The following is a 22,149-nucleotide window of genomic DNA, read 5'->3' on the forward strand; positions in this document are numbered from 1 at the left end:
AATTTCGTAAATATTGTCAATAGCTTAGACATCTTTCAAATTCGCATTAATGCCATTATTGCAACGTTATAACATCACGTTTCCATTCTATCAGTTGGATTGTTGGGGTTGCGGTCGCAGACAGTGGGCCCCAATGATCTCTAGATCACGCCGACACCACGGGGCTCCTCGCGTCGGCACCCGCAGACCTGAAGCGCAAAGCGGGAGGACGGACCCACGTCGGGGTTCGCAAGTTGTGCGCGACCATTGGCGGACGTGCGTCCAATGGGCCATCTGCATACGGGGCCGGCTCCAGCCTGCACGCACTTGCAATGGCATCGGTACCACCCTGGCTATATGCCGGGGCTGGTCGACCTTTGCCATACAACTCCAGGACCTCCCCAACCTGCAACAACACGGGGGTGTGGAGTCGTCGTTACACGGGTCTCAGGACGGACGCTCGATCAGCGCCACATGCGCACATCCGTTCGCAGCCGCCACCAGACATTTGATCCGGTTGAGAAAGCGCATTACGAGCCTCATCTCGGCGATAGACTCCAGGCGAGCCAGATTGGCTCCCGCCGAACTTTTCGGCGACGGCACCGACAATCCAGAGAGGCGGTGGAATGATCGCTGAGCGGTGGTGGCGGTGCCGAAGGCTAGGCCGAAAGCGCGTGCTCTCAACCGCACCAAGCGGAGATCCTTGCTCAAGCGACCAGATCGAGCTGCATCCACGCATCTAGGGTCCCACGCAAACGCTGAGCCATGCTCGTGCCGTCGCCGACATTGCACGTCGCGAAGGAAAGGCGCTCTTCCCCTTCGGCCACGCGAAAAGCGCGCTGTACGCCCTCCAGAGAGCCTAGGCCTGCGTGATGCGGGTAAACGAGCAACAGCCGCGAACTGCGGTAGAGCCGGCCATAAGCGATCATCTGGTAGACGTCGGCCTGCGACACTCCGTGCTTCGGATCGTCGGAGTAGGACGCGAGCCGCTTCCATTTGGTGTCAATTACGGCAACCGTCCGGCCAGCTTGCTTCAGCAGGATGTCCGGCTTGGTTTGGAACCGCCGCTGCCCGCTCACTCCGTCCTCGTCGATTTCCTCAAGGCAGAACAGTCGTCCGCCCTGTGCAACGACCTTGATGCCGCTGCCGGCGAATGCTCGCCTGAGCATCGCAGCATAGAAGGATTCGAACAACGCTTGCATATCGAACAACAACGCGTATCCATCTTCGTGCCCAAGCGAAGTTGTTTGATAGCGTCGCCCCAAGATCAACCGCGCTAGGTCAAGCAATTCGCGCCAGCGGGCATTGGTGCGGTCGAGACGAATCTTCGCAGGATCGACTGTGCCCATCGGCCCGACATCGGCATAGAGGAACTCAAGCTCCATCAGCCGGCGCTGCGTCTCCGCACGCCGCGTGAGCCGGCGAAGGCGCTGCACAGTCGCCTTCATCACCCGGTTGAGCGGAATGTCGTCGAGAAAGTCGTCGTACCGACAAGCGAGCTTCTGCGGTGTGGCCGCACGGATGGTAAACTGCCGAACGACGTCGAGCTGCCCCCGCAACGCCGGGAGGTCATCCATGTTGGTGAGATACTGCCGCGGCAGACCGGATCGCGCGACGTCTATCAATTTGTCAGTGAACAGGCGGATCAATAGCTCGAGCAGATTGTCTTTCTGCCAACCCAGCGTCGTGATCCGGCCAGCTCCGACGTCAAGGTCAAGTGCAACAGCGAGCATATGAACCAGCCGGTGCCGGACGCGACCGCGCGCCTCCTCGTCGCTGACGTTCCCGAGCCCGTCGATCTTTGGAAGGATCTCAAGCGCCAGTCCGGGCGCTGCGACAACGCCGACGAAATTTCGAGCTTTGAGCGCATGCCGACCATGCTCAAGTACCCAATCGCCCGACGCGCGCGTGGGAGCCGACTGGCGTGCCGCTGCTGCGAGTTGATCGGCGGCCTTCTCGGGGATGCACTCGATGGCGTCCCCGTATTTCAGGCTGCCCCACTCCGGAAGGGTCCAGCTCCTCATGTGAACTGCAGATAGGCATCGGCGGCGAAAGAGGCGCGGACACGCCAGCGCCACCGCTCCGGCGCATCCTCCTCTGCCGCACTCAGACTCTTCGGTGGGTTCAGTCTCTCGCGCAGGATGAAGCGGCCTTGTCCTACGGCCGCATCGGCATCACCGAGTACCTGGGCGATTTTCTCCCAATCCTCGTAGAAATACTCCTGCAACAACGGGATCACCTTATTGCGCATCGTGCGATCAACGTCAGCCTGCGTAGAGCATCGGACGAAGAAAGCATGGCCGATTTGATGCTCGCGGTCGAAGAGATATTCCACTCGCTCGTTTATCGTCCGCAGCATGGCCCTGAGCGGCACGTTGTCGAGGCGTTCCGGCAGCAAATCGGGATCCGGCATCAGCTCGATAAATTCGAACCGCCGGCGAAGCGCCGTATCGAGCAAGGCGATCGAGCGGTCGGCGGTGTTCATTGTCCCGACGATATGCAGGTTCGCCGGCACCCCGAAGATCTCACCGGAGTAAGGTAGTTTGACCGTAAGCTGTTCCGGCCCAGTTCCGAGACGCTTGTCGGGTTCGATCAAAGTGATCAGCTCACCCAGCACCTTGGAGACGTTAGCGCGATTGATTTCGTCGATTACGAGAACAAACTGGTCCGTACGGCCGCTTGCAGGCCTGCCGCCAGGCAGCAATCGTGCCAGCGCCTCCTTCTTCAGCAGTGCGTCCTTCAGCTGATAGCAAGACTGCATCATGAAGTTCTTCCCGTAGATCATCTCCGCCGGCAACGCCTCGTCGGGCACAAGCAGCCAGCGGACAGGTCGGCGATGGGCGTACGCGTCCTCACCCGTCGGCTCGAAGCGGTACGGTCCGGTCACCTCGCCGATCGCGCGGAAATGCGAATTGCCTTCGGATACGATGACGAGATCGCCCGGTTTCATGGCGCTACGGAATGGCCACATCTGAACGACGTTCGGATCATTGCCGTTAGCCTCGGGCTTCTCCTCGCGCCATCTTTCCAGGATCTCGGACCACGTCTCAAACTTCTGATCCGACCAATCGACGTCGCCCCCCCAACCGAGGACCGCGTAACCGCCCTCAATCGCGGCATCGAAGATGTGATCCTCCGCGCCAGCGCGACCCAGCGACATCTTGAAGACCCTGCGCCCGGCGAGGTCGAACCCGCCGCCACGTCCCGCATTTTTACGCGCTTCCTCGGCAACAGCGCAGATTTCGCGGAATATTCCCCGGGTCGGCGCGAGACGAAATCCCGTCCCGGCGGCGCCATTCATGTCCGCAGACTCACCACCGGTAACAGGCCGCAAGCCCTCGATGAACTCCTCGTATGAATAGCTCTGATGAAAGGTAACAACTCGTATCTGGCCCGCGTCAACAAGTTGGTCGTACCGGCTACGCAGTTCTTTACGCCGCAATGGATCGATGAGGAGCGGGTCCTCCTCCTGGAGATCGTCGCATAAACGTACGGCCTCTGCCGCCGTTCGGTACGTCTTCCCCGTACCCGGCGGGCCGTAGAGAATGAGGTTTGTTGGGCTAGATTGCACGAAATCCTCGCGATCGAGAGTGAAACGAAATCGAGTCGCTGAGCTCTGTGGAGCCCCAATTCTTTCTGGCGGTCCGACCTTGGCGAGCGCGTGGAACTTCTTGCCTTCCAGAACCTGACAGATGTTCGGCCATGCTTGGTTGAGACCCAGGCGCGCGTTGATCTCGTGGACCAATACTGTAATGTCTCGCGATCCCGACTTCCGGGCGGGCGTAAGGTACTCTTCGAGAACGAATTTCCGGATCAGGTCGGCATCCTTGAGTTGATCACCGGCCGCTTTGGCCGCGACATCTCCAGTAGGGGGTAAGCCAAGCGCATCAGCGAGATCGTCGCTCATGCGGTACTTTTGTAGTTTTTTCCCAGGACCGTAGGATAAATAGTTCGCCACACTCGCGCTGATGGCGCGAATTCGTACAGGTCTGTCGTCGATGAGTAGAGCGCGAGCAACATCGAACAAGCTATCCGTTTCGACTGCGTCTGTCGTTTCGTTCGAAGCGCCTGCCGGCTTGATCCGAAAAGCACTTACTTCTGAGGCTCGATTCAGTTGGAGTGCCGGCTCATACTCGTTGCCATTCGTATCATAGAGGAGCAAGAAACTCGGCTCGTCGTCCTCGTGGTCGGCTGCCCAGCCCTTATCCAGGACCACCCAAAGAAAGCCCTGCACGTCAAGCAGGTCGCATGGATGCCACTGCCAGTCGTCGCGCATGATTTCGAAGATGCGCTGCAGAAAGCCCAGCCAATCTGTGACTTCGGTGGGGTCGATCGTTTCGTTTGCAAACGAGGGCCCTTTGCCCAAGCGTTTCACTGCATCCCGAGCTTTCGAAATGCGGAAGAACGCGGATTCTGTCGGCCTTATGGCAGCGGCAACCGAGAAGGCGATAGAGAGGGTTTCTCCTTTCGAGAGCGGGGTGAGCCCGCGAACGCGGAGCCGCTCAAGTTCTTGGGCCGCAGAGGTAACGGCTGAGACAACGGGTTCCGACGATCGCACTAAGCGCCCCAAGACGGAATCGAACTCTTCCGCGAGCTCCATATCGATCTTGGCAATCGCATCAATCGTCTGCCAGCGTAGCGGAGGGCCGGATACCGGCATAAGCGCATCACAGACAGCGTGGCCGGCCTCCGCGTCCGACTTTGCGGACGACACTGCGGTCGCCGAAGTCCTGAGAATTTCCTCTTTATAAGAGCGCTCTCTTTCCCAATAGGAGCCCTCACGCTGGTCGAAATGCTCAAAATCCGGCATTCGTTCGAGGAACTCGGTTCGCATAGTCTCAAGTTCGGGCCAGCCCCCACCTGACGATCCCGCCAGATCGTCGCAGAACCGGCGGTAATTCTGGATGGCGTTCATCAGGCTAAGCAGTTGCTTGCCTGGTTGAGCAGAGGTCCGGACGAGCGGCTGCGGTGGCATTTCCCCGGCTTTGGCGCGCGAGGCCCAATAGCGAAGCGCAACGAGAACCGACTTCAAGCCGTCGGCCCCATACGCGTCATCGAGATCCCGATAGGGCAGCCCAAGAACCTCCAGCCCGCGTTCAACTCTTCCCGCCCGCGACACGCGATTGATCGTGCCCTTCACGGATCGCAACGGGGCTAGCCACGAGCGGAATTCTTCTTTCCTCAACGTTCCACCCTCACGCTATTAACGCTCCTCGAAGCTTCTCTACGAAGAAATGATATCTTTTCTGCCGCTGCGGCCTCGCACGGTCTTTTGCCCATTCCGTGCAGCGCTGCGAACACTCCGATCCACTCAATGAGGGACGGGGGATAGAAAGCTACATCGGAAAAATGCGCAAAGTTAAATTTTTGAGGCTGGGACTTCAGCACATCGGTTCCCCCGGATTCTCGCGCAAGACAATCACGAAGAGCAGACCACGAGTAGGCGCCACCGTGCTCGGATTCGTATGACTGGAGTTCGTCCGGATCGCGCCACCAAGAGGAAATTCAAGCCGTTCGCCTCCCGGCTCGAGAAAGGTCACAACTCGTTTTGGCGGTCGTGGTGACTCGTGGCGGCGTCGTCACTGTCGCTGCCGCCACTCTCATATCTTTCACGCTACGCCCTGCCTGGGGAACTTCGCCAGTGCCAAGGCCATGGCCGCGACCGTCACATCGCCGTAGTCGTCGCCCGCCGTCCGTGCAGCATGACCCTGAATCGCGTCCATGACACGGGGGTCTATGCCGACGCTGCGGGCCACGGTCTTGAACCGATGACGCCAGCCATGGTTTGGTTGGACTTCGACGTCGAGCACGACCTTGCGAGCCTGTTCCCCCAGACGGTTGATGATGCCCTGTAGCGGGCCAAGTACGTCTCCCGTCCTCTTGTGTGGCGTCACGAAGAGGTGTCCCGGCTTTGACCCGGCGACGAAAGCGGGGAAGCCCTTCTCGACGACATGAGGATGTAAGACCACGTCTCGGGCTTCATCAGTTTTGACGGTGCCGGCCTCTGGCGTGATCCGGATCACCCATAGGTCACGTTCCTGCCGAACGTCCTCTTTGCGAAGCTGCGCGATCTCACCCACGCGAGCGCCGGTGTAAGCGCACAACCATGGAACCCAACGCTTCGCCTGGAATGTCTTGGGCTGTTCCTGCCCTCTCGTCATACCGTCTGCCGCCGCGAGGATCGCCGTCGCCTCTGCGTCAGTAAAACCCTTCGAACGGGTGGTGCGCTTCTTTCCTACCTTGACCGTGACGCCGGTGGTCGGGTTCGTTGCGACCCTCCGGTTTGAAACAGCCCATCCAAATATGGTTTTCAGGCCCGACAGGTCACTGCCCTTCACTGTACGGGGTGAGATCGGTTTGCCGTTTCTCGGGTTGATCTGCGCAAGGCGATGATCCTTGAACCCGATGACGTTGTCAGCCGTCACCTTCGCTGCATCGTCGTGCCCTAGATATTTGACGAAGCCGGCCACGGCGTGGCTGTAGCTCTCATAGGTGCTCGGTTTGAGCCCGGTCGCTTTCGCTTCGATCCACCATGCCTCTAGGATCGACGTCAGGCTCGTCTTGGACGCCGCTGCCGGCTTCCCTGAGGCATCGGACTGCTTGGGCGCGACGAACGGCTCTCCGAAACGCTCTATGCGTTTGTCGGGACCATAGTTGCCAGCCGAGTTGTCCTTGAGGCGCCATCCGGCATCGATAGACGCAGCGGCACATTGCAGGAGCAATCGGCCCCGCGTCGCGTCGTTCACGGCGATCCGATAGCGAGCAAGCAGGTAATCCGCCAGTTCACCAAATCGGGTTTCGAGCGCCTGATGATCGGGCTCGCCCTGGGGGAGGGCGTTGACGCCAGCAGTTAGGTCGTCGCCGAACAGTTCCCCAGCCGAGGCGCCGCTGATCTCACCCATTTTGAGAGAATGCAGGGACTTGATACGACCTTCGCTGATGGCGCGAGACAGGGCTTTATGCTCGGCAAGCTGCCGAGGCAGACCCGGCTCTTCCTGGTGGATTTCGAGATAGGCTTCATAGATGGCCCGCGACATTCTGACGAGATCGCGATGAGATAGCTCGATTTCATTCGAGTTGACAGCGTCGAAATACGCATCGATCTGACGCAATGCTTCAACCTGTCTGGCCAACGCGATGTTTTTGTCAGATGTCTTGAGAGAGAATTTAACTTTCTCTCCGACGATCGGCCGGATCGTGTATGGGTTCTCTTGGCCAATATATGAAAAACTGATCAGCAGGGGTCTTCCCCGCAATTTGGCCAGCGCCTTCGATGGCGTCCGGTAAACGAATTGATAAACGTCGGAATCGGCTCGCTTTGTAACGTAGCTCATGCGCCTCGCCATGTTGGGATGTGCCCCGGTTTTGTGCCCCGGTACACAGCCAATATGGTAGCAAAATCAATGATTTCAATCCCCTAAGGGGAGATGGTGCCCAGACCTGGATTCGAACCAGGGACACTGCGATTTTCAGTCGCATGCTCTACCAACTGAGCTATCTGGGCGCCGGGGAAGCGTGAAGCCGCATCCCGTTGGTCGGCGCGGTATAGTCGGTGGCGGCCGGGCTGTCCAGTCGCTTTGACAGCTTTGCGACGAAGGCCGTGATTGCCTGTGAATCCCGCCATTGCGAGGGCGGCAGCAAGGCATTCGGCAATGGCCGCCGGCGCGCGCGACGCCTCGCAGCACGCGGAGAGCGCGACCGGCTCCCTGACGATGACGCCCGGCGAATCGAGCGCTGGCCGGGATTTCGAGCGGGCCTTGCGCAGGGATCGCGAAAGCAGACGCCGCCGACGAACCGGACCGCGCCCGGCATCCGCATCATGCGGCCGGCCGGCGCAAAGGCAGTCCCATAAGCGCGGAAAAACCGCCATCTGCGGAAAAGGCGGGATTGTCCGTTCCATGACTTGTCAAAGCGCGCGGCAATCGGGCATAGAGCATCCAACGGAGACGTGGCCGAGAGGCTGAAGGCACTCGTTTGCTAAATGAGCATACCCCAAAAGGGTATCGAGGGTTCGAATCCCTCCGTCTCCGCCACATTCTCACACGAGCCTCGGCGACCTTACCGCAGGAGCCAATCCAGCGCTTCAGGGGGCATCGTCATCCGTTCTCATCGACTGGCCGACTTCCGCTTGTGGCGCTCCTGCCTTGGCTGACTCCGCAATCTCCGGTCGCTCCCGGCCCTGACGATTGACGCAGGCCCTGCTTGCCGCCAGCCTGCTGCCTGCCAACCGGAGCCCGCCATGGAGACGATCACGCCACGTCAGCGCGAAATCGTGACGCTGGCGCGCAGCCAGGGGCGGGTCGCTGTCGAGGAGCTGGCGGCGCGCTACGAGGTCAGCGTGCAGACCATCCGCAAGGACCTCAACCAGCTCTGCGAGCAGCGCATCATGTCGCGTGTGCATGGTGGCGCGGTCGTCGCTTCCAGCGTCGAGAATCTTGCCTACGAGGCGCGGCGCTTCATCGCCCATGACGAGAAGGTCGGGATCGGCCGCGCCGCCGCGGCGCTGATCCCCAACGACGCCTCGCTCTTCATCAATATCGGCACCACCACGGAGGAGGTCGCGCGTGCGCTTTCCGACCATCGCGGCCTGCTCGTCATCACCAACAACCTGCATGTCGCGACCTTGCTCTATCCGCATCCTCGCATCGAGGTGATCGTCGCCGGCGGGCCGGTGCGGCGCTCCGATGGCGGCGTCGTCGGCGCGGCGGCCGTCGATCTGATCCGCCAGTTCAAGGTCGACTACGCCGTGATCGGCACCTCGGCGATCGATCCGGACGGAGCGCTGCTCGATTTCGACTATCGCGAGGTCCGTGTCTCGCAGGCGATCATTGAGAACGCCCGCCAATGCCTGCTCGTCGCCGACAGCCTCAAGCTCGAGCGCTCCGCTCCGATCCGCATCGGCCATCTGCGCGACGTCGACGTCTTCGTCACCGACCGCCTGACCTCCGAACCTCTCCGCGATCTGTGTCGCGCCACCGGGATTTCGGTGGTCGAGACCGCCGGGCCGGACGCGGTGGCCGAAAGCGAAAGCTGAAATTTTCGCTTTTGCTTTCGTTTTGCCATTGCCCGCAAGCAAAGCACTGGCTAGCCTCCGATCAGGAAAGGCGCTCAAGCCGCCTGCCTGGAGGAATGCGTGACGGGTCCTGTCTTCGATATCGCCATCATCGGCGGCGGTGTGAATGGCTGCAGCATCGCGCGCGATGCGGCCGGGCGCGGCGCCTCCGTCGTGCTGTTCGAGCAGGGCGATCTCGCCAGCGCCACCTCCTCGGCCTCGACCAAGCTGATCCATGGCGGCCTGCGCTATCTCGAGCACTACAAGTTCCGACTGGTGCGCGAGGCGCTGGCGGAGCGCGAGGTGATGTGGCGGGCAGCGCCCCATATCGTCTGGCCGTTGCGTTTCGTGCTGCCGCACCATGCGGGCTTGCGCCCCGCCTGGCTGCTCCGCCTCGGCCTCTTCCTCTATGATCATCTCGGCGGTCGCCGCCTGCTGCCGGCCACGCGGTCGCTCGACCTCGGCCGTGACGTTGCGGGGGGCGCGCTGAAGCCGCACTTCACCCGCGCTTTCGAATATTCCGATTGCTGGGTCGAGGATTCGCGCCTGGTCGTGCTCAATGCGCGCGATGCGGCCGACCATGGCGCGACCATCCTGCCGCGCACGAAAGTCGTCGCCGCGCGCCGCCAGGCGGGGCATTGGCTCGTCACCTCGCAAGATCGGGATGGGGCTGAGGCCACGGTCCGCGTCCGCGCGCTCGTCAACGCCGCCGGCCCTTGGGTGGCCGATGTGCTGAACGGCATCGTTTCCAGCACGCGCCCCGCAGCCGTCAGGCTGGTGCAGGGCAGCCACATCGTCGTGCCGCGCCTGTTCGAGCACGACCGCTGCTACATCTTCCAGAATGCCGATGGCCGCATCATCTTCGCCATCCCCTATGAGGGCGATCTGACGTTGATCGGCACCACCGACAAGGATTATGAGGGCGACCCGGCCCAGGTCGCCGCCAGCGCGGACGAGATCGCCTATCTCTGCACTGCGGCGAGTGACTATTTTCGCGTTCCGATCACGCCGGACCAGGTCGTCTGGACCTATTCCGGCGTGCGCCCGCTCTATGACGACGGGGCCTCCAAGGCGCAGGAAGCGACGCGCGACTATGTCCTGACGCTCGATGTCCCGGAGGGGCAGGCGCCGATGCTCTCGGTCTTCGGCGGCAAGATCACGACCTCGCGGCGCCTCGCCGAGGCAGCGGTCGAGAAGCTGTCCGCCGCCGTGCCGGCGCTGCGTGCTCCGCCCTGGACCGCGGATGCCCGGTTGCCAGGGGGCGACTTCCCGGTCGGAGGCTTCGAGGCCCTGGTTGAAAAGATCATCGCTCCGCGGCCTTGGCTCCCGTGCAAATTGGCGCGACGGTTGGCGCGGGCGTACGGCACACGCGCCGAAACGCTGCTCGAAGGCGCCGCCGCGATGGCCGATCTTGGCCAGGTCTTCGGCGCCGACCTGACCGAGCGCGAGGTCTCCTGGCTGATGGCGCAGGAATGGGCGCTCTCGCCCCAGGACGTCCTGTTCCGTCGCAGCAAGCTCGGCCTGCGCTTTTCTGACGAGCAGGGCAGGGCACTCGCTGACTACATGGCGGCGCGAGCCGCCAGGACGCCGGCCGTGTCCCTGCAGACGGAGCCGCGCTGATGAGCCTGGTGCTGGACAATGTCGGACTGGCGCGCGGCGGGCAGGATCTGCTCAACGGCATCTCGCTGACGCTGCCGAAGGGCTCGCTCAACGTCCTGCTCGGCGCGACGCTGGCCGGGAAGACCTCGCTGATGCGCCTGATGGCCGGGCTCGACGCGCCGAGCACGGGCCGAATCCTGGTCGGCGGCATCGACGTCACCGGCCAGCCGGTCCAGAAGCGCAACGTCGCGATGGTCTATCAGCAGTTCATCAACTACCCGGCGATGAGCGTCTACGAGAACATCGCCTCGCCCTTGCGGGTGGCGCGCCTGCCGGCCAGCGAGATCGACGCCCGGGTCAAGAACGCGGCGGCGCTGCTGCGGCTCGACCCCTATCTCGCGCGCAAGCCGCTCGAGCTCTCCGGCGGCCAGCAGCAGCGCACGGCGATCGCCCGCGCTCTGGTCAAGCGCGCCGAGCTCGTGCTGCTCGACGAGCCGCTGGCCAATCTCGACTACAAGCTGCGCGAGGAATTGCGCGAGGAACTGCCGCGGATATTCGCCGAATCCGGCGCGATTTTCGTCTATGCCACCACCGAGCCGAGCGAGGCGCTGCTGCTCGGCGGCAACACCGCGGCGCTGTTTCAGGGTCGTCTCACCCAGTTCGGCCCGACGGCCGAGGTCTTCCGCCGGCCGTGCGACCTCACGACGGCGCAGGTCTTCTCCGATCCGCCGCTCAACACCCTCTCCGGCGTCAAGCAAGGCGATCAGGTCGCGCTGTCGACGGGTGCGACCGTCGCCGCCGAGGGCGCCTTCGCCGGCGTGCCTGACGGACCTTACACGATCGGCTTCCGGGCCCATCATCTCGCCCTCGACCGACCGCCCGCCTCGGCGTTCGCATTGCCGGCGACCGTCTCCGTCTCCGAGATCACCGGCTCGGAATCCTATGTGCATCTCGATCTCGGCGTGCACCGCCTGATCGCGCTGGTGCCGGGCGTGCGCCGGCTGGAGCCGGGCCAGGCCGTCACCGCCTGGCTGGATCCGCGCCGTCTCTTCCTGTTCGACGACAGCGGTGGGCTCGCCGCCGCTCTGGCCAAGGCGGCGTGAGATGGCCCGGATCACGCTCGACAAGCTCGCCCATTCCTACAAGCCCGACCCGCAGGGGCCGCAGGACTATGCCCTGCGCGAGGTCGACCATGTCTGGCGCCAGGGCGGCGCCTATGCGCTGCTCGGCCCTTCCGGCTGCGGCAAGACCACCTTGCTCAACATCATCTCTGGCCTGGTCGTGCCGACACGCGGGCGCATCCTGTTCGACGATGTCGATGTCAGCCGGCAACCCACAGAGGCGCGCAACATCGCCCAGGTTTTCCAGTTCCCGGTCGTCTACGACACCATGACGGTGCGCGAGAACCTCGCCTTCCCGCTGGTGAATCGCGGCGTCGAGCGCAAGTTGATCGAGGCGCGCGTCGCCGAGATCGCCGGCCTGCTCGACCTGACCTCGGCGCTCGACCGCAAGGCGAGCCGGCTCGGCGCCGATGCCAAGCAGAAGATCTCGCTCGGCCGCGGCCTCGTCCGGCCCGATGTCGCCGCGATCCTGTTCGACGAGCCGCTGACCGTGATCGACCCGCATCTGAAATGGCAGCTGCGCTCGATGCTGAAGGAACTGCACCGCAAACTCGACCTGACGATGATCTACGTCACCCATGACCAGACCGAGGCGCTGACCTTCGCCGATACGGTCGTGGTCATGCATGAGGGCGGCGTGGTCCAGACCGGCACGCCGGAAGAGCTGTTCCAGCATCCGGCTCACACCTTCGTCGGCCATTTCATCGGCTCGCCCGGGATGAACATCCTGCCTTGCGCCGTCGAAGGGACACAGGCACTGGTCGCCGGCCAAGCGGTCGCGCTGGCGCGCCGCTATCCGGCACTCGCCGGCCGGATCGAACTCGGCATCCGGCCGGAATACGCCGCGCTGCGCCGACGCGGCGAGGGCCTGCCGGCGCGGATCAGCCGCATCGACGACATCGGCCGCGCCCGCATTGCGCGGGTCGAGCTCGGCGGCCTGAAGTTCTCGGTGATGGTGCCGGACGAAGCGGAGTTCGACGGCGACGAGGCTTCGCTCCAGCTCGACCCCGCGCAGATCCACATCTACCGCGACGGCCATCTCGTCCAGGGCGAAGCGCTTGCGGCGGGAGGCCAGCCATGAAGCCGGTCAACCAGAAGGCCTGGCTCCTCGTCCTGCCGGTTCTGCTGATCGTCGCCTTCTCGGCGGTGATCCCGCTGATGACGGTGGTCAACTATTCGGTCCAGGATTCCTTCGGCAACAACCAGTTCTTCTGGAACGGCCTCGGCTGGTTTTCCGAGCTGCTCGATCCGAAGAGCGATCTCGGCTCGCGCTTTTACGACTCGCTCTGGCGCAATCTCGCCTTCTCGGGAATCATCCTCGCGATCGAGATCCCGCTCGGGATCGTCGTGGCGCTGTCGATGCCGCGCCAGGGCTGGACGGTCTCGGCGACGCTGGTGCTGATGGCGCTGCCGTTGCTGATCCCGTGGAACGTCGTCGGCACGATCTGGCAGATCTTCGCGCGCGGCGACATCGGCCTGTTCGGGGCGGCGGTGAACGCGCTCGGCATCGACTTCAATTATGTCGCCAACCCGCTCGCGGCCTGGTTCACCATCATCGTGATGGATGTCTGGCACTGGACCTCGCTGGTGGCGCTGCTCTGCTATGCCGGCCTGAAGTCGATTCCCGATGCCTATTATCAGGCCGCCCGCATCGACGGCGCCTCGCGCTGGGCCGTGTTCCGCACCATCCAGCTGCCGAAGATGAGCCGCGTGCTGCTGATCGCCGTGCTGCTGCGTTTCATGGATTCCTTCATGATCTACACCGAGCCCTTCGTCGTCACCGGCGGCGGCCCCGGCAATTCGACGACCTTCCTGTCGATCGAGCTGGTCAAGCTCGCACTTGGCCAGTTCGACCTCGGCAAGGCTGCGGCGCTCTCGATCGTCTACAACCTGATCATTCTGTCGGTGTGCTGGGTGTTTTACACGGTGATGACAGCAGCCGATGCGCGTGCCGATGCCGACGCGGGGAGGGTCTGATGCGCGGCGGCCGCTTGATCCTCGCTCTGTACCTAATCGCGCTGATGTTGCCGATCTACTGGCTCGTCAACATGAGCTTCAAGACCAACACCGAAATCACCAGCACGCTGACGCTGTGGCCGAGGACCTTCACCCTCGATAACTACATCAAGATCTTCACCGACCCGAGCTGGTACAACGGCTATCTCAACTCGCTGAAATACGTGGCGCTGAACACGCTGCTCTCACTCGCCTTCGCGCTGCCGGCGGCCTACGCCTTCTCGCGCTACCGCTTCCTCGGCGACAAGCATCTGTTCTTCTGGTTGCTGTCGAACCGGATGGCGCCGCCGGCGGTTTTCGCCTTGCCGTTCTTCAACCTCTACTCGGCGATCGGGCTGTTCGATACGCCTTGGGCGGTGGCGTTGGCGCACTGCCTGTTCAACGTGCCGCTCGCGGTCTGGATTCTCGAAGGCTTCATGTCCGGCGTGCCGCGCGAGATCGACGAGACGGCGGCGATCGACGGCTATTCCTTCCCGCGCTTCTTCGTGAAGATCTTCCTGCCGCTGATCGCCTCCGGCGTCGGGGTCGCCGCCTTCTTCTGTTTCATGTTCTCCTGGGTCGAGCTCCTGCTGGCGCGCACGCTGACCAGCGTCAGCGCCAAGCCGATCGCCGCGACCATGACCCGCACGGTTTCGGCGGCCGGCATGGATTGGGGCGTGCTCGCCGCCGCCGGCGTGCTCACCCTGATCCCGGGCGCGCTCGTGATCTGGTTCGTGCGCAACTACATCGCCAAGGGCTTCGCCCTGGGGAGGGTGTGATGGAACTCGCCTGGATGGCCTGGACCTGGCAGACCGGCGTCTTCTTCGCCGGCATCGCCTCGCTTCTCCTCACCCTGACCCTGCTCGCGATCTTCAGGCCCGAGACCGAGCGCGTCGGCGTCATCGGCATCGCCACCACCCGCGGCGACCGGCTCTTCATCTCGCTGCTCGGCAGCGCCTTCATTCACCTCGCCTGGCTCGGCCTCGTCGGTCCGGGCCTGGGGTGGGCTTCCGGCCTTGCGCTTCTTTATGCCGCAGCGGTGTTCCGCTGGGTGTGAGGACAGGCCCAACAGCAAGAAAAGGCCAATCCCGAAACGGGATGGATAATCGGATCAACCGAAGCGGAGGAAGACGATGACGACGCTCAAGAAGAACCTTCAGAGAACGACCGGAGCGAGCCTCCTAGCCCTGGCGCTCGCCGCCGGCCCGGCCTCTGCCGGCCCCGAGGAGGCGCGCAAATGGGTCGACAGCGAGTTCCAGCCCTCGACCCTGGACAAGGCCGCCCAGCTCAAGGAAATGGAATGGTTCATCAACGCGGCGAAGCCCTTCGCCGGCATGGAGATCAACATCGTCTCGGAGACGATCACCACCCATGAATACGAGGCCAAGGTGCTGGCCAAGGCCTTCAGCGAGATCACCGGCATCAAGCTGACGCACGACCTGATCCAGGAAGGCGACGTGGTCGAGAAGATCCAGACCCAGATGCAGTCTGGCAAGAACATCTATGATGGCTGGATCAACGATTCCGATCTGATCGGCACGCATTTCCGCTACAAGCAGGCAACCAACCTGACGGACTGGATGGCCGGCCCGGGCAAGGACGTCACCAATCCGCAGCTCGATATCGACGACTTCATCGGTAAGTCCTTCGGCACCGGCCCGGATGGCAAGCTCTACCAGCTGCCGGTGCAGCAGTTCGCGAACCTCTACTGGTTCCGCTATGATTGGTTCCAGCGCGCCGACCTGAAGGAGAAGTTCAAGGCCAAGTACGGCTACGACCTCGGCGTTCCCGTGAACTGGTCGGCCTATGAGGACATCGCCGATTTCTTCACCAACGACGTCAAGGAAATCGACGGCACCAAGATCTTCGGCCATATGGACTATGGCAAGAAGGACCCCTCGCTCGGCTGGCGCTTCACCGACGCCTGGCTCTCGATGGCCGGCAATGGCGACAAGGGCATTCCCAACGGCCTGCCGGTCGACGAATGGGGCATCCGCATGGAGGGCTGTCGCCCGGTCGGCTCGTCGGTCGAGCGCGGCGGCGACACCAACGGCCCGGCGGCGGTCTACTCGATCGCCAAATACGTCGACTGGTTGAAGAAATACGCCCCGCCCCAGGCGCAAGGCATGACCTTCGGCGAGTCCGGCCCGGTTCCGGCGCAGGGCGCGATCGCCCAGCAGATCTTCTGGTACACGGCCTTCACCGCCGACATGGTCAAGCCCGGCCTGCCGGTGATGAGTGCCGACGGCAAGCCGAAATGGCGCATGGCCCCGTCTCCGAAGGGGGCGTACTGGAAGGACGGCATGAAGCTCGGCTACCAGGATGCCGGCTCGGCCACCCTGCTGAACTCGACGCCCATCGAGCGCCGCAAGGCGGCCTGGCTCTATCTCCAGTTCATCGTTTCCAAGACGGTCAGCCTGAAGAAGAGCCATGTCGGGCTCACCTTCATCCGCGAGACGGATATCTGGGACAAGAGCTTCACCGAGCGCGCGCCTGCACTTGGCGGCCTGATCGAGTTCTACCGCTCGCCGGCACGCGTGCAGTGGACTCCGACCGGCAACAACGTGCCGGACTATCCGCGCCTCGCCCAGCTCTGGTGGCAGAATATCGGCGACGCCTCCTCGGGCGCCAAGACGCCGCAGGCGGCGATGGATGCCCTGGCTGCCGCCCAGGATTCGGTGATGGAGCGGCTCGAGCGCTCGGGCGTGCAGGGTGATTGCGGTCCCAAGCTCAACCCGCGCACCACGGCCGAGGAATGGTTCGCCAAGGCCGAGAAGGCCGGCACGGTGGCGCCCCAGCGCAAGCTCGCCAACGAGAAGCCGAAAGGCGAGACGATCGATTACGACACCCTGATCAAGAGCTGGCCCGCCTCGCCGCCAAAGAAGGGCTGAGGGCATTAAGGCTTAAGGTGTCGCGAAAAGCGCAGGGTGCGGCGGAGGACGCCGCACCCTGCTTCTCAATGGTCGGAATGCCGATCGGAAAGAGCGGTTCGGGCGCGGACGATCCGTTCGTTGGCCTATTTCGGCTGTCGCAGCGTGATCCGGGTCAGTTCGGAGGGGCGGCCGAGCCGTAGGGCGAAGCCGGGCCACAGGGCTGTGCCATTGTTCACGTAAAGCGTCATGCCGTCGACGTCGTACCGGCCCGACACGAATCCCGCGTTGGACCGCGCAACGAGCCGGTCCAGGCCCCGGATCATGCCGCCATGCGTATGTCCCGACAGCTGCAGGGATACACCGCGCCTGGCGGCCTCGCGCGCCAGCATGGGTTGATGATCGAGCAACAGAACGGGAACGCCGGAAGGGGCTCCCGCAAGGGCAGCATTCAGATCGGGTGGCGCATACCCTGAACGGGTGGCGGAGACGTCGGTCACGCCGGCCAGGACGAGGCGCCCTTCGTCGCGCGACAGGACCGCGTGACCATTTTCGAGAACGCGCATCCCAAGCCTCATGTAGTGCTGCATCCAGTCCTGGTAGCTGAAGAAGTATTCGTGGTTGCCCGGAATGACGTAGATGCCGTCTGCCGCCTGTAGCTCGGCCAAGGGCGCGACAGCGGCTTGCCGCGCCGGGAGCGCGCCGTCGATCAGGTCACCGGTCACGACGATGAGATCGCAGCCGAGCGCATTCGACGCGACCACCACGGCCCTGGTCCATGCCACGGGAAACAAACGGCTGATGTGCAGATCGGTCAGTTGCAGGATTGTGTAGCCATCGAACTGCGCCGGCAGCCCACGGATTTCGATCTCCATGTCCTTGAGCCGCGGCACGCGGATCGCCTGATGAACGCCGATCGCCGACAGCGATCCGGCGACCGCGGCGATCCCGTAGCGAATGTTGTCATGGACCGTTATGCCGCCTCGATGAATCACGGCCGCGATCACCGTTGATAGGTCGAGTGCAAGCTGGAAGACGGCCAGGAGCACGATCGCGCCGAATGCCCAGTTGAAGATGATGACGACGCTACGTGGAAACTCGGGCGAGAAGACCGACCCCGACGAGAGACGGCTCCAGAGGTGGTATTGCGAGGCCCCGAGCATCAGCAGGGCGATGGCAACCTTGACCGAAAGCGGCAACGACAGCGGCCAGAGAAACCGTGTGATGACGAGCAGGCATGGCAGGCTGAAAATTAGGTGGAAGATCAACTCTCTCCGTGTTCGCGCTCGCGCAGGCCAAAGCAGCGGGCCGATCCGTTCGCTCGTTGGTGGATCGGTTCAGGGGCCGACGAGTTGCCCGCCATCGACCACGATGCTCTGGGCCGTGACCCAGCTGGCCTTGTCGGAGGCGAGGAAGAGCACGACCTCGGCGACCTCCTCGGGCTTGCCCATCCGGCCGAAAGCGATGCTGGCCAGCGTTGACTGGTAGAGCTCGGGGTTGGAGGTCTTCCGATCCTCCCAGGTGCCGCCCGGGAACTCGATCGAGCCGGGCGCGACGCAGTTCACCCGGATGCCCTCGCGCGCCAGCATCTTCGCCTGGCTGGCTGTGTAGTGCATCACGGCCGCCTTGACCGCGCCATAGGGGGCCGAACGCGACGAAGCCCGCAGCGCCGAGATCGACGAGACGTTCACGATCGACGAGCCCGGCTTCATATGGGGAATCGCGGCATGGCTGCCGCGGACGACGGCCATCATGTCGACATTGAGCGAGGCCGCCCAGCCCTCTTCATCGTCGGAATGGCCGAAGCCGGAGGCGTTGTTGACGAGGACGTCCAGCCCTCCCAGCGCCTTCACCGCCTCGGGCACATAGGCCTCGATCGCAGCCGCATCGGCGAGATCGACGCTGGCCGCATGTGCGGTGACACCGAGCGCTTCGATCTCCTGGCGCGTTGCTTCGAGCGGTCCGGCGCTGCGGGCACAGATCGAAACCGATGCGCCGCCCACCGCGAAACCCAGCGCGATCGAGCGCCCGATGCCGCGGCTGCCGCCCATCACGATCACGCGCTTGCCGGTGAAGTCCTTGGTCATCTGGGCATGTCCTTGCTGCTGTCGGACCGGGGCCGGCGAGCATGCCGATCGTCTTAGTTCGACCTAAAGCTCTGCCGAGCAGCCGATGGTCGATAGGTGTGGCCGCCGCAAGCGGAGCGCATGGCACGGCCGCGCGGCCAGTCTGCTCGAATTTCGGAACCTGGTCACGCGTCTTTGCCCCGCGTTTGCCTCTGCGAAACGAGTATCAGGCATTCTGCGAATCGGCTGTCCGGAGGTCCGCGTGGAAACGTCTCTCTATCTACCCGTCAAACACTTCCTCCAAGGTCTGGGCTACACCGTCAAGGGAGAGGTCGGGCACTGCGATCTTGTCGGGCTCCGGGACGATGATCCGACTGTGGTCGTGATCGGCGAACTGAAGCTGAGCTTCAATCTCGAGCTCATCCTCCAGGGTGTGGACAGGATGAGCCTCGGCGACGAAATCTGGCTGGCGGCTCAGCTCTCCGCCCGCGGCAAGGGGCGGGAAAGCGATCCGCGATATCGCAATCTGTGCCGGCGCCTCGGCTTCGGGTTGCTGGGCGTCGACCGGTCAGGTCGTGTCGACGTCCTCGTGTCCCCGGCCGCCCCGATGCCGCGCAAGGACCCGCGACGGCGTTCGCGGCTGGTCGAGGAGCACAAGCGACGCCAGGGCGATCCGTCCGCCGGCGGAAGCACGCGCAAACCCATCATGACCGCGTATCGGCAGCAGGCGCTTGCCTGCGCGGCTGCGATGACATTGGCGCCGCAGCGGCCGCGCGATCTCAAGCCATCATTCCCCGATGCGCAGAAGATCCTGCACCGTAACGTCTATGGCTGGTTCGAACGCTTCGAGCGCGGCGTTTACGCGCTCACCGAGACAGGCCGCAGCGCATTGGCGGGATGGCAGCCTGAGCCGCCAGCCAGCCCGGATCGTAACGGACCATCCGCATAGGGCCGCAGCCACCCCCCAGGGGCTGGCTATGCCGGCAGCACCACCACCTTCGACTTGACCGGCGTTCGATCATACAAGTGGATCATGTCTTGGCTGAGCAGGCCGACGCAACCGCTGGTCATGCCCGTGCCGATCGTCTCGGGATCGCTCGAGGCGTAGATCGTGTACAGCGTGTAGGCGCCGTTCTGATAGAGATGCAGGGCGCGGGCGCCGAGCGGGTTGTCGAGGCCGCCGGGCATGCCGCGGGCGTATTGGGCCGCCTCAGGCTGGCGCTTGATCATTTCCTTGGGCGGCGTCCAGGTCGGCCATTCGGACTTGCGCCCGACATAGGCTTCGCCGCTCCAGCGGAAGCCGTCGCGGCCGACGTTGACGCCATAGCGCGTGGCGGATCCGTCGCCTTCGACGCGGTAGACGTAGTAGTTGCTAGGGTCGACGATGATCGTGCCGGGCGCTTCCTTGCCATCATAGGCAACGGTGCGACGGAAATATTTCGGATCGACCTTGGTCACGTCGACCGCGGGAATCGGGAATTTCTCCTGGGGCACCGGCCCGTAAACCTTCTCGGCCTCGGCGAGGCTCATGCCGTCGGTGACCGCACAACCGCCCAGCCCCAGCGCGCCGAGACCGACAGCCGAGCCGACCAAAAACGAGCGGCGGTTCACAAGCCCCGCGCGGCGCCCAGGCGCGATCTCGTCCATCTTGCCGGCATCGGCATTCATACCGTCGATGATCATGATTTTGGAGTTTCCCTTGTCCTGTTGCCCGACGAGAGAACACTCCGGCACAGATAAGCTGAACATCTTGCTAAGCTCAGATTGCCGTCACTCGACCGGATTGGCAAGCTTTGGCCGTCGCTGCGCTGGGCCTCCTGTGCCGTTACGAAGAACCTCTCGACATCGTTAGGCAGGCTCGCGAGGCAGGTCCGTTGCCTACGCAGGATCAGATGCCTGCCCCGCCTGTCCTGGTGAGAGATCGTATCCAGGTCGCGACGCTCTTCAGGCGCGGCAGGTCGATTCCCGTCTCGATGCCGCGCGCTTCGAAATGCGCGACCAGCGTTTCCGTGGCGAGATTGCCGCCGGAGCCGGGTGCATAGGGACAGCCGCCGAGCCCGCCGACAGCGCCGTCGAAGACGCGGACGCCCAGGCTCCAGGCCGCAGCGACATTGGCGATGGCACGACGATGCGTATCGTGGAAATGCCCGGCGATCTGCGTCGCCGGCACCACCCGCAACGCCGCCTCGACCATCCCCGCCGTCCGCTCCGGCGTGCCGCGCCCGAGCGTGTCCGAAACCGCGATCTCGTCGCAGCCGATGCCAAGGAGGCGGGCGCTGACGTCCGCCACGGCATCGGGCGCGATCTCGCCCTCATAGGGACAATCGAGCGCGCAGGAGACATAGGCACGGACCGGTACGCCGGCCCGCCGCGCGAGCGCCAGCACCGGCGCGAAGCGCGCGATGCCCTCAGCGATCGTGCAGTTGGTGTTCTTCTGCGAGAATGTCTCGGACGCCGCCGTGAAAACGGCGAGCGCCTGTGCGCCGGCCGCCAACGCCGCCTCGGCGCCCTTCTCGTTAGGAACGAGGGCGGAATGAACGACGCCGGGTCGCTGCGTAAGGCCGGCCATGATCTGTGCATGATCTGCCATTTGCGGCACCCAGCGGGGCGAGACGAATGCGGTCGCCTCGATCCGGCGCAAGCCCGCATCGGCCAGCATACCGACCAGCGTGATCTTGTCGGCAGTCGAGATAAAGGCGGGTTCGTTCTGCAAGCCGTCGCGCGGGCCGACCTCGACGATGCTGACGCGGCGCGACGTCATTTCAGGCTCCGAGATAGGCCGAGCGAACGCGCTCGTCGCGCAGCAATTCGGCGCCGGTCCCCTCCAGCGTGATCCGCCCGGTCTCGATGACATAGGCGCGGTCTGCGACGGCAAGCGCCAGATTCGCCATCTGCTCGACCAGAAGGATGGTGACGCCCTCCTCGCGCAGACGCCGGATCACCGCGAAGACTTCCCGGACGATCAGCGGCGCGAGCCCGAGCGAAGGCTCGTCCAGCAGCAGCAGTTTGGGCCGGCTCATCAGCGCGCGCGCGATCGCCAGCATCTGCTGCTCGCCGCCCGACAAGGTGCCGGCCTGCTGGTCCTGACGCTCGGCCAGGCGCGGGAAAACGGCGAAGTATTTGTCGATATCGGCTGCGATAGCGTCCGAGTCGTCGCGGGCATAGGCGCCAAGCATCAGATTGTCGCGCACGCTCTGGTCGCCGAAGACGAGCCTGCCCTCGGGCGAGTGGCCGATGCCGAGCCGGACGCAATGATGCGGCCTGATGCCGGCGATCGGGCGGCCTTCGAAGGCGATCGCCCCCGATGCCGGCTTCACCAGCCCGGCGATGGCACGCATCAGCGTCGATTTGCCGGCGCCGTTGCCGCCGATCAACGTGACGATTTCGCCGGCAGCGACTTGCAGCGAGATGCCTTTCAGCGCCTCGATCGCGCCGTAGCGCACGCACAGATCGTCGATACGGAGCAT

General features: G+C 63.7%; 18 protein-coding genes and 2 tRNA genes. 10 read left to right on the forward strand and 10 right to left on the reverse strand.

Annotated elements, in window-relative coordinates; genetic code table 11:
* Positions 1-426: 426 nt before the first annotated feature.
* The 5 genes from AC1DYU_RS15885 to AC1DYU_RS15905 all read right to left on the reverse strand — a co-directional run bounded on the left by AC1DYU_RS15885 (position 427) and on the right by AC1DYU_RS15905 (position 7,483).
* Entirely contained in the window at positions 427-690 is a 264-nt protein-coding gene (locus tag AC1DYU_RS15885; RefSeq protein WP_476792476.1) for a hypothetical protein, read from the reverse strand.
* Positions 687-2,003, reverse strand: a complete 1,317-nt coding sequence (locus tag AC1DYU_RS15890; RefSeq protein ID WP_476792477.1) for an McrC family protein — start codon at positions 2,001-2,003, stop codon at positions 687-689. Before AC1DYU_RS15890 ends, AC1DYU_RS15885 begins: the two co-directional genes overlap by 4 nt.
* On the reverse strand, positions 2,000-5,119 hold the full coding sequence (locus AC1DYU_RS15895; protein WP_476792478.1) for an AAA family ATPase: 3,120 nt from the start codon (positions 5,117-5,119) through the stop codon (positions 2,000-2,002). The genes AC1DYU_RS15890 and AC1DYU_RS15895 overlap by 4 nt, the downstream gene beginning before the upstream one ends.
* Before the next feature lie 469 nt (positions 5,120-5,588).
* On the reverse strand, positions 5,589-7,313 hold the full coding sequence (locus AC1DYU_RS15900) for a tyrosine-type recombinase/integrase (protein ID WP_476792479.1): 1,725 nt from the start codon (positions 7,311-7,313) through the stop codon (positions 5,589-5,591).
* 94 nt (positions 7,314-7,407) lie between these two features.
* Positions 7,408-7,483, reverse strand: a tRNA-Phe gene (locus tag AC1DYU_RS15905).
* 438 nt (positions 7,484-7,921) lie between these two features.
* Here AC1DYU_RS15905 and AC1DYU_RS15910 point away from each other — a divergent pair.
* The 9 genes from AC1DYU_RS15910 (at position 7,922) to AC1DYU_RS15950 (ending at position 16,637) form a co-directional block, all read left to right on the forward strand.
* Positions 7,922-8,012: transfer RNA gene (locus tag AC1DYU_RS15910), tRNA-Ser, on the forward strand.
* Between the two features lie 206 nt (positions 8,013-8,218).
* Positions 8,219-9,013 (forward strand): DeoR/GlpR family DNA-binding transcription regulator, encoded by a 795-nt coding sequence (locus tag AC1DYU_RS15915; RefSeq protein ID WP_476792480.1) that lies wholly within the window; start codon positions 8,219-8,221, stop codon positions 9,011-9,013.
* 99 nt (positions 9,014-9,112) lie between these two features.
* Positions 9,113-10,651, forward strand: coding sequence for a glycerol-3-phosphate dehydrogenase (glpD, locus tag AC1DYU_RS15920; protein WP_476792481.1), 1,539 nt, complete (start codon positions 9,113-9,115; stop codon positions 10,649-10,651).
* Positions 10,651-11,733 (forward strand): ABC transporter ATP-binding protein, encoded by a 1,083-nt coding sequence (locus AC1DYU_RS15925; protein ID WP_476792482.1) that lies wholly within the window; start codon positions 10,651-10,653, stop codon positions 11,731-11,733. Before glpD ends, AC1DYU_RS15925 begins: the two co-directional genes overlap by 1 nt.
* Position 11,734: 1 nt before the next feature.
* Complete coding sequence (locus tag AC1DYU_RS15930; RefSeq protein WP_476792483.1) at positions 11,735-12,832, forward strand: ABC transporter ATP-binding protein; 1,098 nt, start codon at positions 11,735-11,737, stop codon at positions 12,830-12,832.
* The gene (locus AC1DYU_RS15935; protein ID WP_158483673.1) at positions 12,829-13,728 is read left to right on the forward strand and encodes a carbohydrate ABC transporter permease; all 900 of its coding nucleotides are present in this window, start codon (positions 12,829-12,831) and stop codon (positions 13,726-13,728) included. Before AC1DYU_RS15930 ends, AC1DYU_RS15935 begins: the two co-directional genes overlap by 4 nt.
* Positions 13,728-14,525 carry a carbohydrate ABC transporter permease gene (locus AC1DYU_RS15940; protein ID WP_476792484.1) on the forward strand — a complete coding sequence of 266 codons (798 nt, stop codon included), beginning with the start codon at positions 13,728-13,730 and terminating at the stop codon, positions 14,523-14,525. Before AC1DYU_RS15935 ends, AC1DYU_RS15940 begins: the two co-directional genes overlap by 1 nt.
* Positions 14,525-14,803 (forward strand): DUF2160 domain-containing protein, encoded by a 279-nt coding sequence (locus tag AC1DYU_RS15945; RefSeq protein WP_158483675.1) that lies wholly within the window; start codon positions 14,525-14,527, stop codon positions 14,801-14,803. The genes AC1DYU_RS15940 and AC1DYU_RS15945 overlap by 1 nt, the downstream gene beginning before the upstream one ends.
* A gap of 76 nt (positions 14,804-14,879) precedes the next feature.
* Complete coding sequence (locus tag AC1DYU_RS15950; RefSeq protein WP_476792485.1) at positions 14,880-16,637, forward strand: ABC transporter substrate-binding protein; 1,758 nt, start codon at positions 14,880-14,882, stop codon at positions 16,635-16,637.
* A gap of 125 nt (positions 16,638-16,762) precedes the next feature.
* Here the strand turns inward: AC1DYU_RS15950 and AC1DYU_RS15955 are convergent, their stop codons facing one another.
* Complete coding sequence (locus AC1DYU_RS15955; protein WP_476792698.1) at positions 16,763-17,881, reverse strand: metallophosphoesterase; 1,119 nt, start codon at positions 17,879-17,881, stop codon at positions 16,763-16,765.
* A gap of 72 nt (positions 17,882-17,953) precedes the next feature.
* Positions 17,954-18,703, reverse strand: coding sequence for an SDR family NAD(P)-dependent oxidoreductase (locus AC1DYU_RS15960; RefSeq protein ID WP_476792486.1), 750 nt, complete (start codon positions 18,701-18,703; stop codon positions 17,954-17,956).
* Between the two features lie 241 nt (positions 18,704-18,944).
* Between AC1DYU_RS15960 and AC1DYU_RS15965 the strand changes: the two genes are divergently transcribed.
* Entirely contained in the window at positions 18,945-19,631 is a 687-nt protein-coding gene (locus tag AC1DYU_RS15965) for a DUF2161 domain-containing phosphodiesterase (protein WP_476792487.1), read from the forward strand.
* 26 nt (positions 19,632-19,657) lie between these two features.
* Here the strand turns inward: AC1DYU_RS15965 and AC1DYU_RS15970 are convergent, their stop codons facing one another.
* From AC1DYU_RS15970 to AC1DYU_RS15980, 3 genes are all read right to left on the reverse strand, one after another.
* Positions 19,658-20,365 (reverse strand): L,D-transpeptidase, encoded by a 708-nt coding sequence (locus AC1DYU_RS15970; RefSeq protein ID WP_476792488.1) that lies wholly within the window; start codon positions 20,363-20,365, stop codon positions 19,658-19,660.
* Positions 20,366-20,570: 205 nt separating this feature from the next.
* Positions 20,571-21,443 carry a hydroxymethylglutaryl-CoA lyase gene (locus AC1DYU_RS15975; RefSeq protein WP_476792489.1) on the reverse strand — a complete coding sequence of 291 codons (873 nt, stop codon included), beginning with the start codon at positions 21,441-21,443 and terminating at the stop codon, positions 20,571-20,573.
* A gap of 1 nt (position 21,444) precedes the next feature.
* Entirely contained in the window at positions 21,445-22,149 is a 705-nt protein-coding gene (locus AC1DYU_RS15980; protein WP_476792699.1) for an ABC transporter ATP-binding protein, read from the reverse strand.

Source organism: Allobosea sp. P2_B12 (assembly GCF_056404835.1).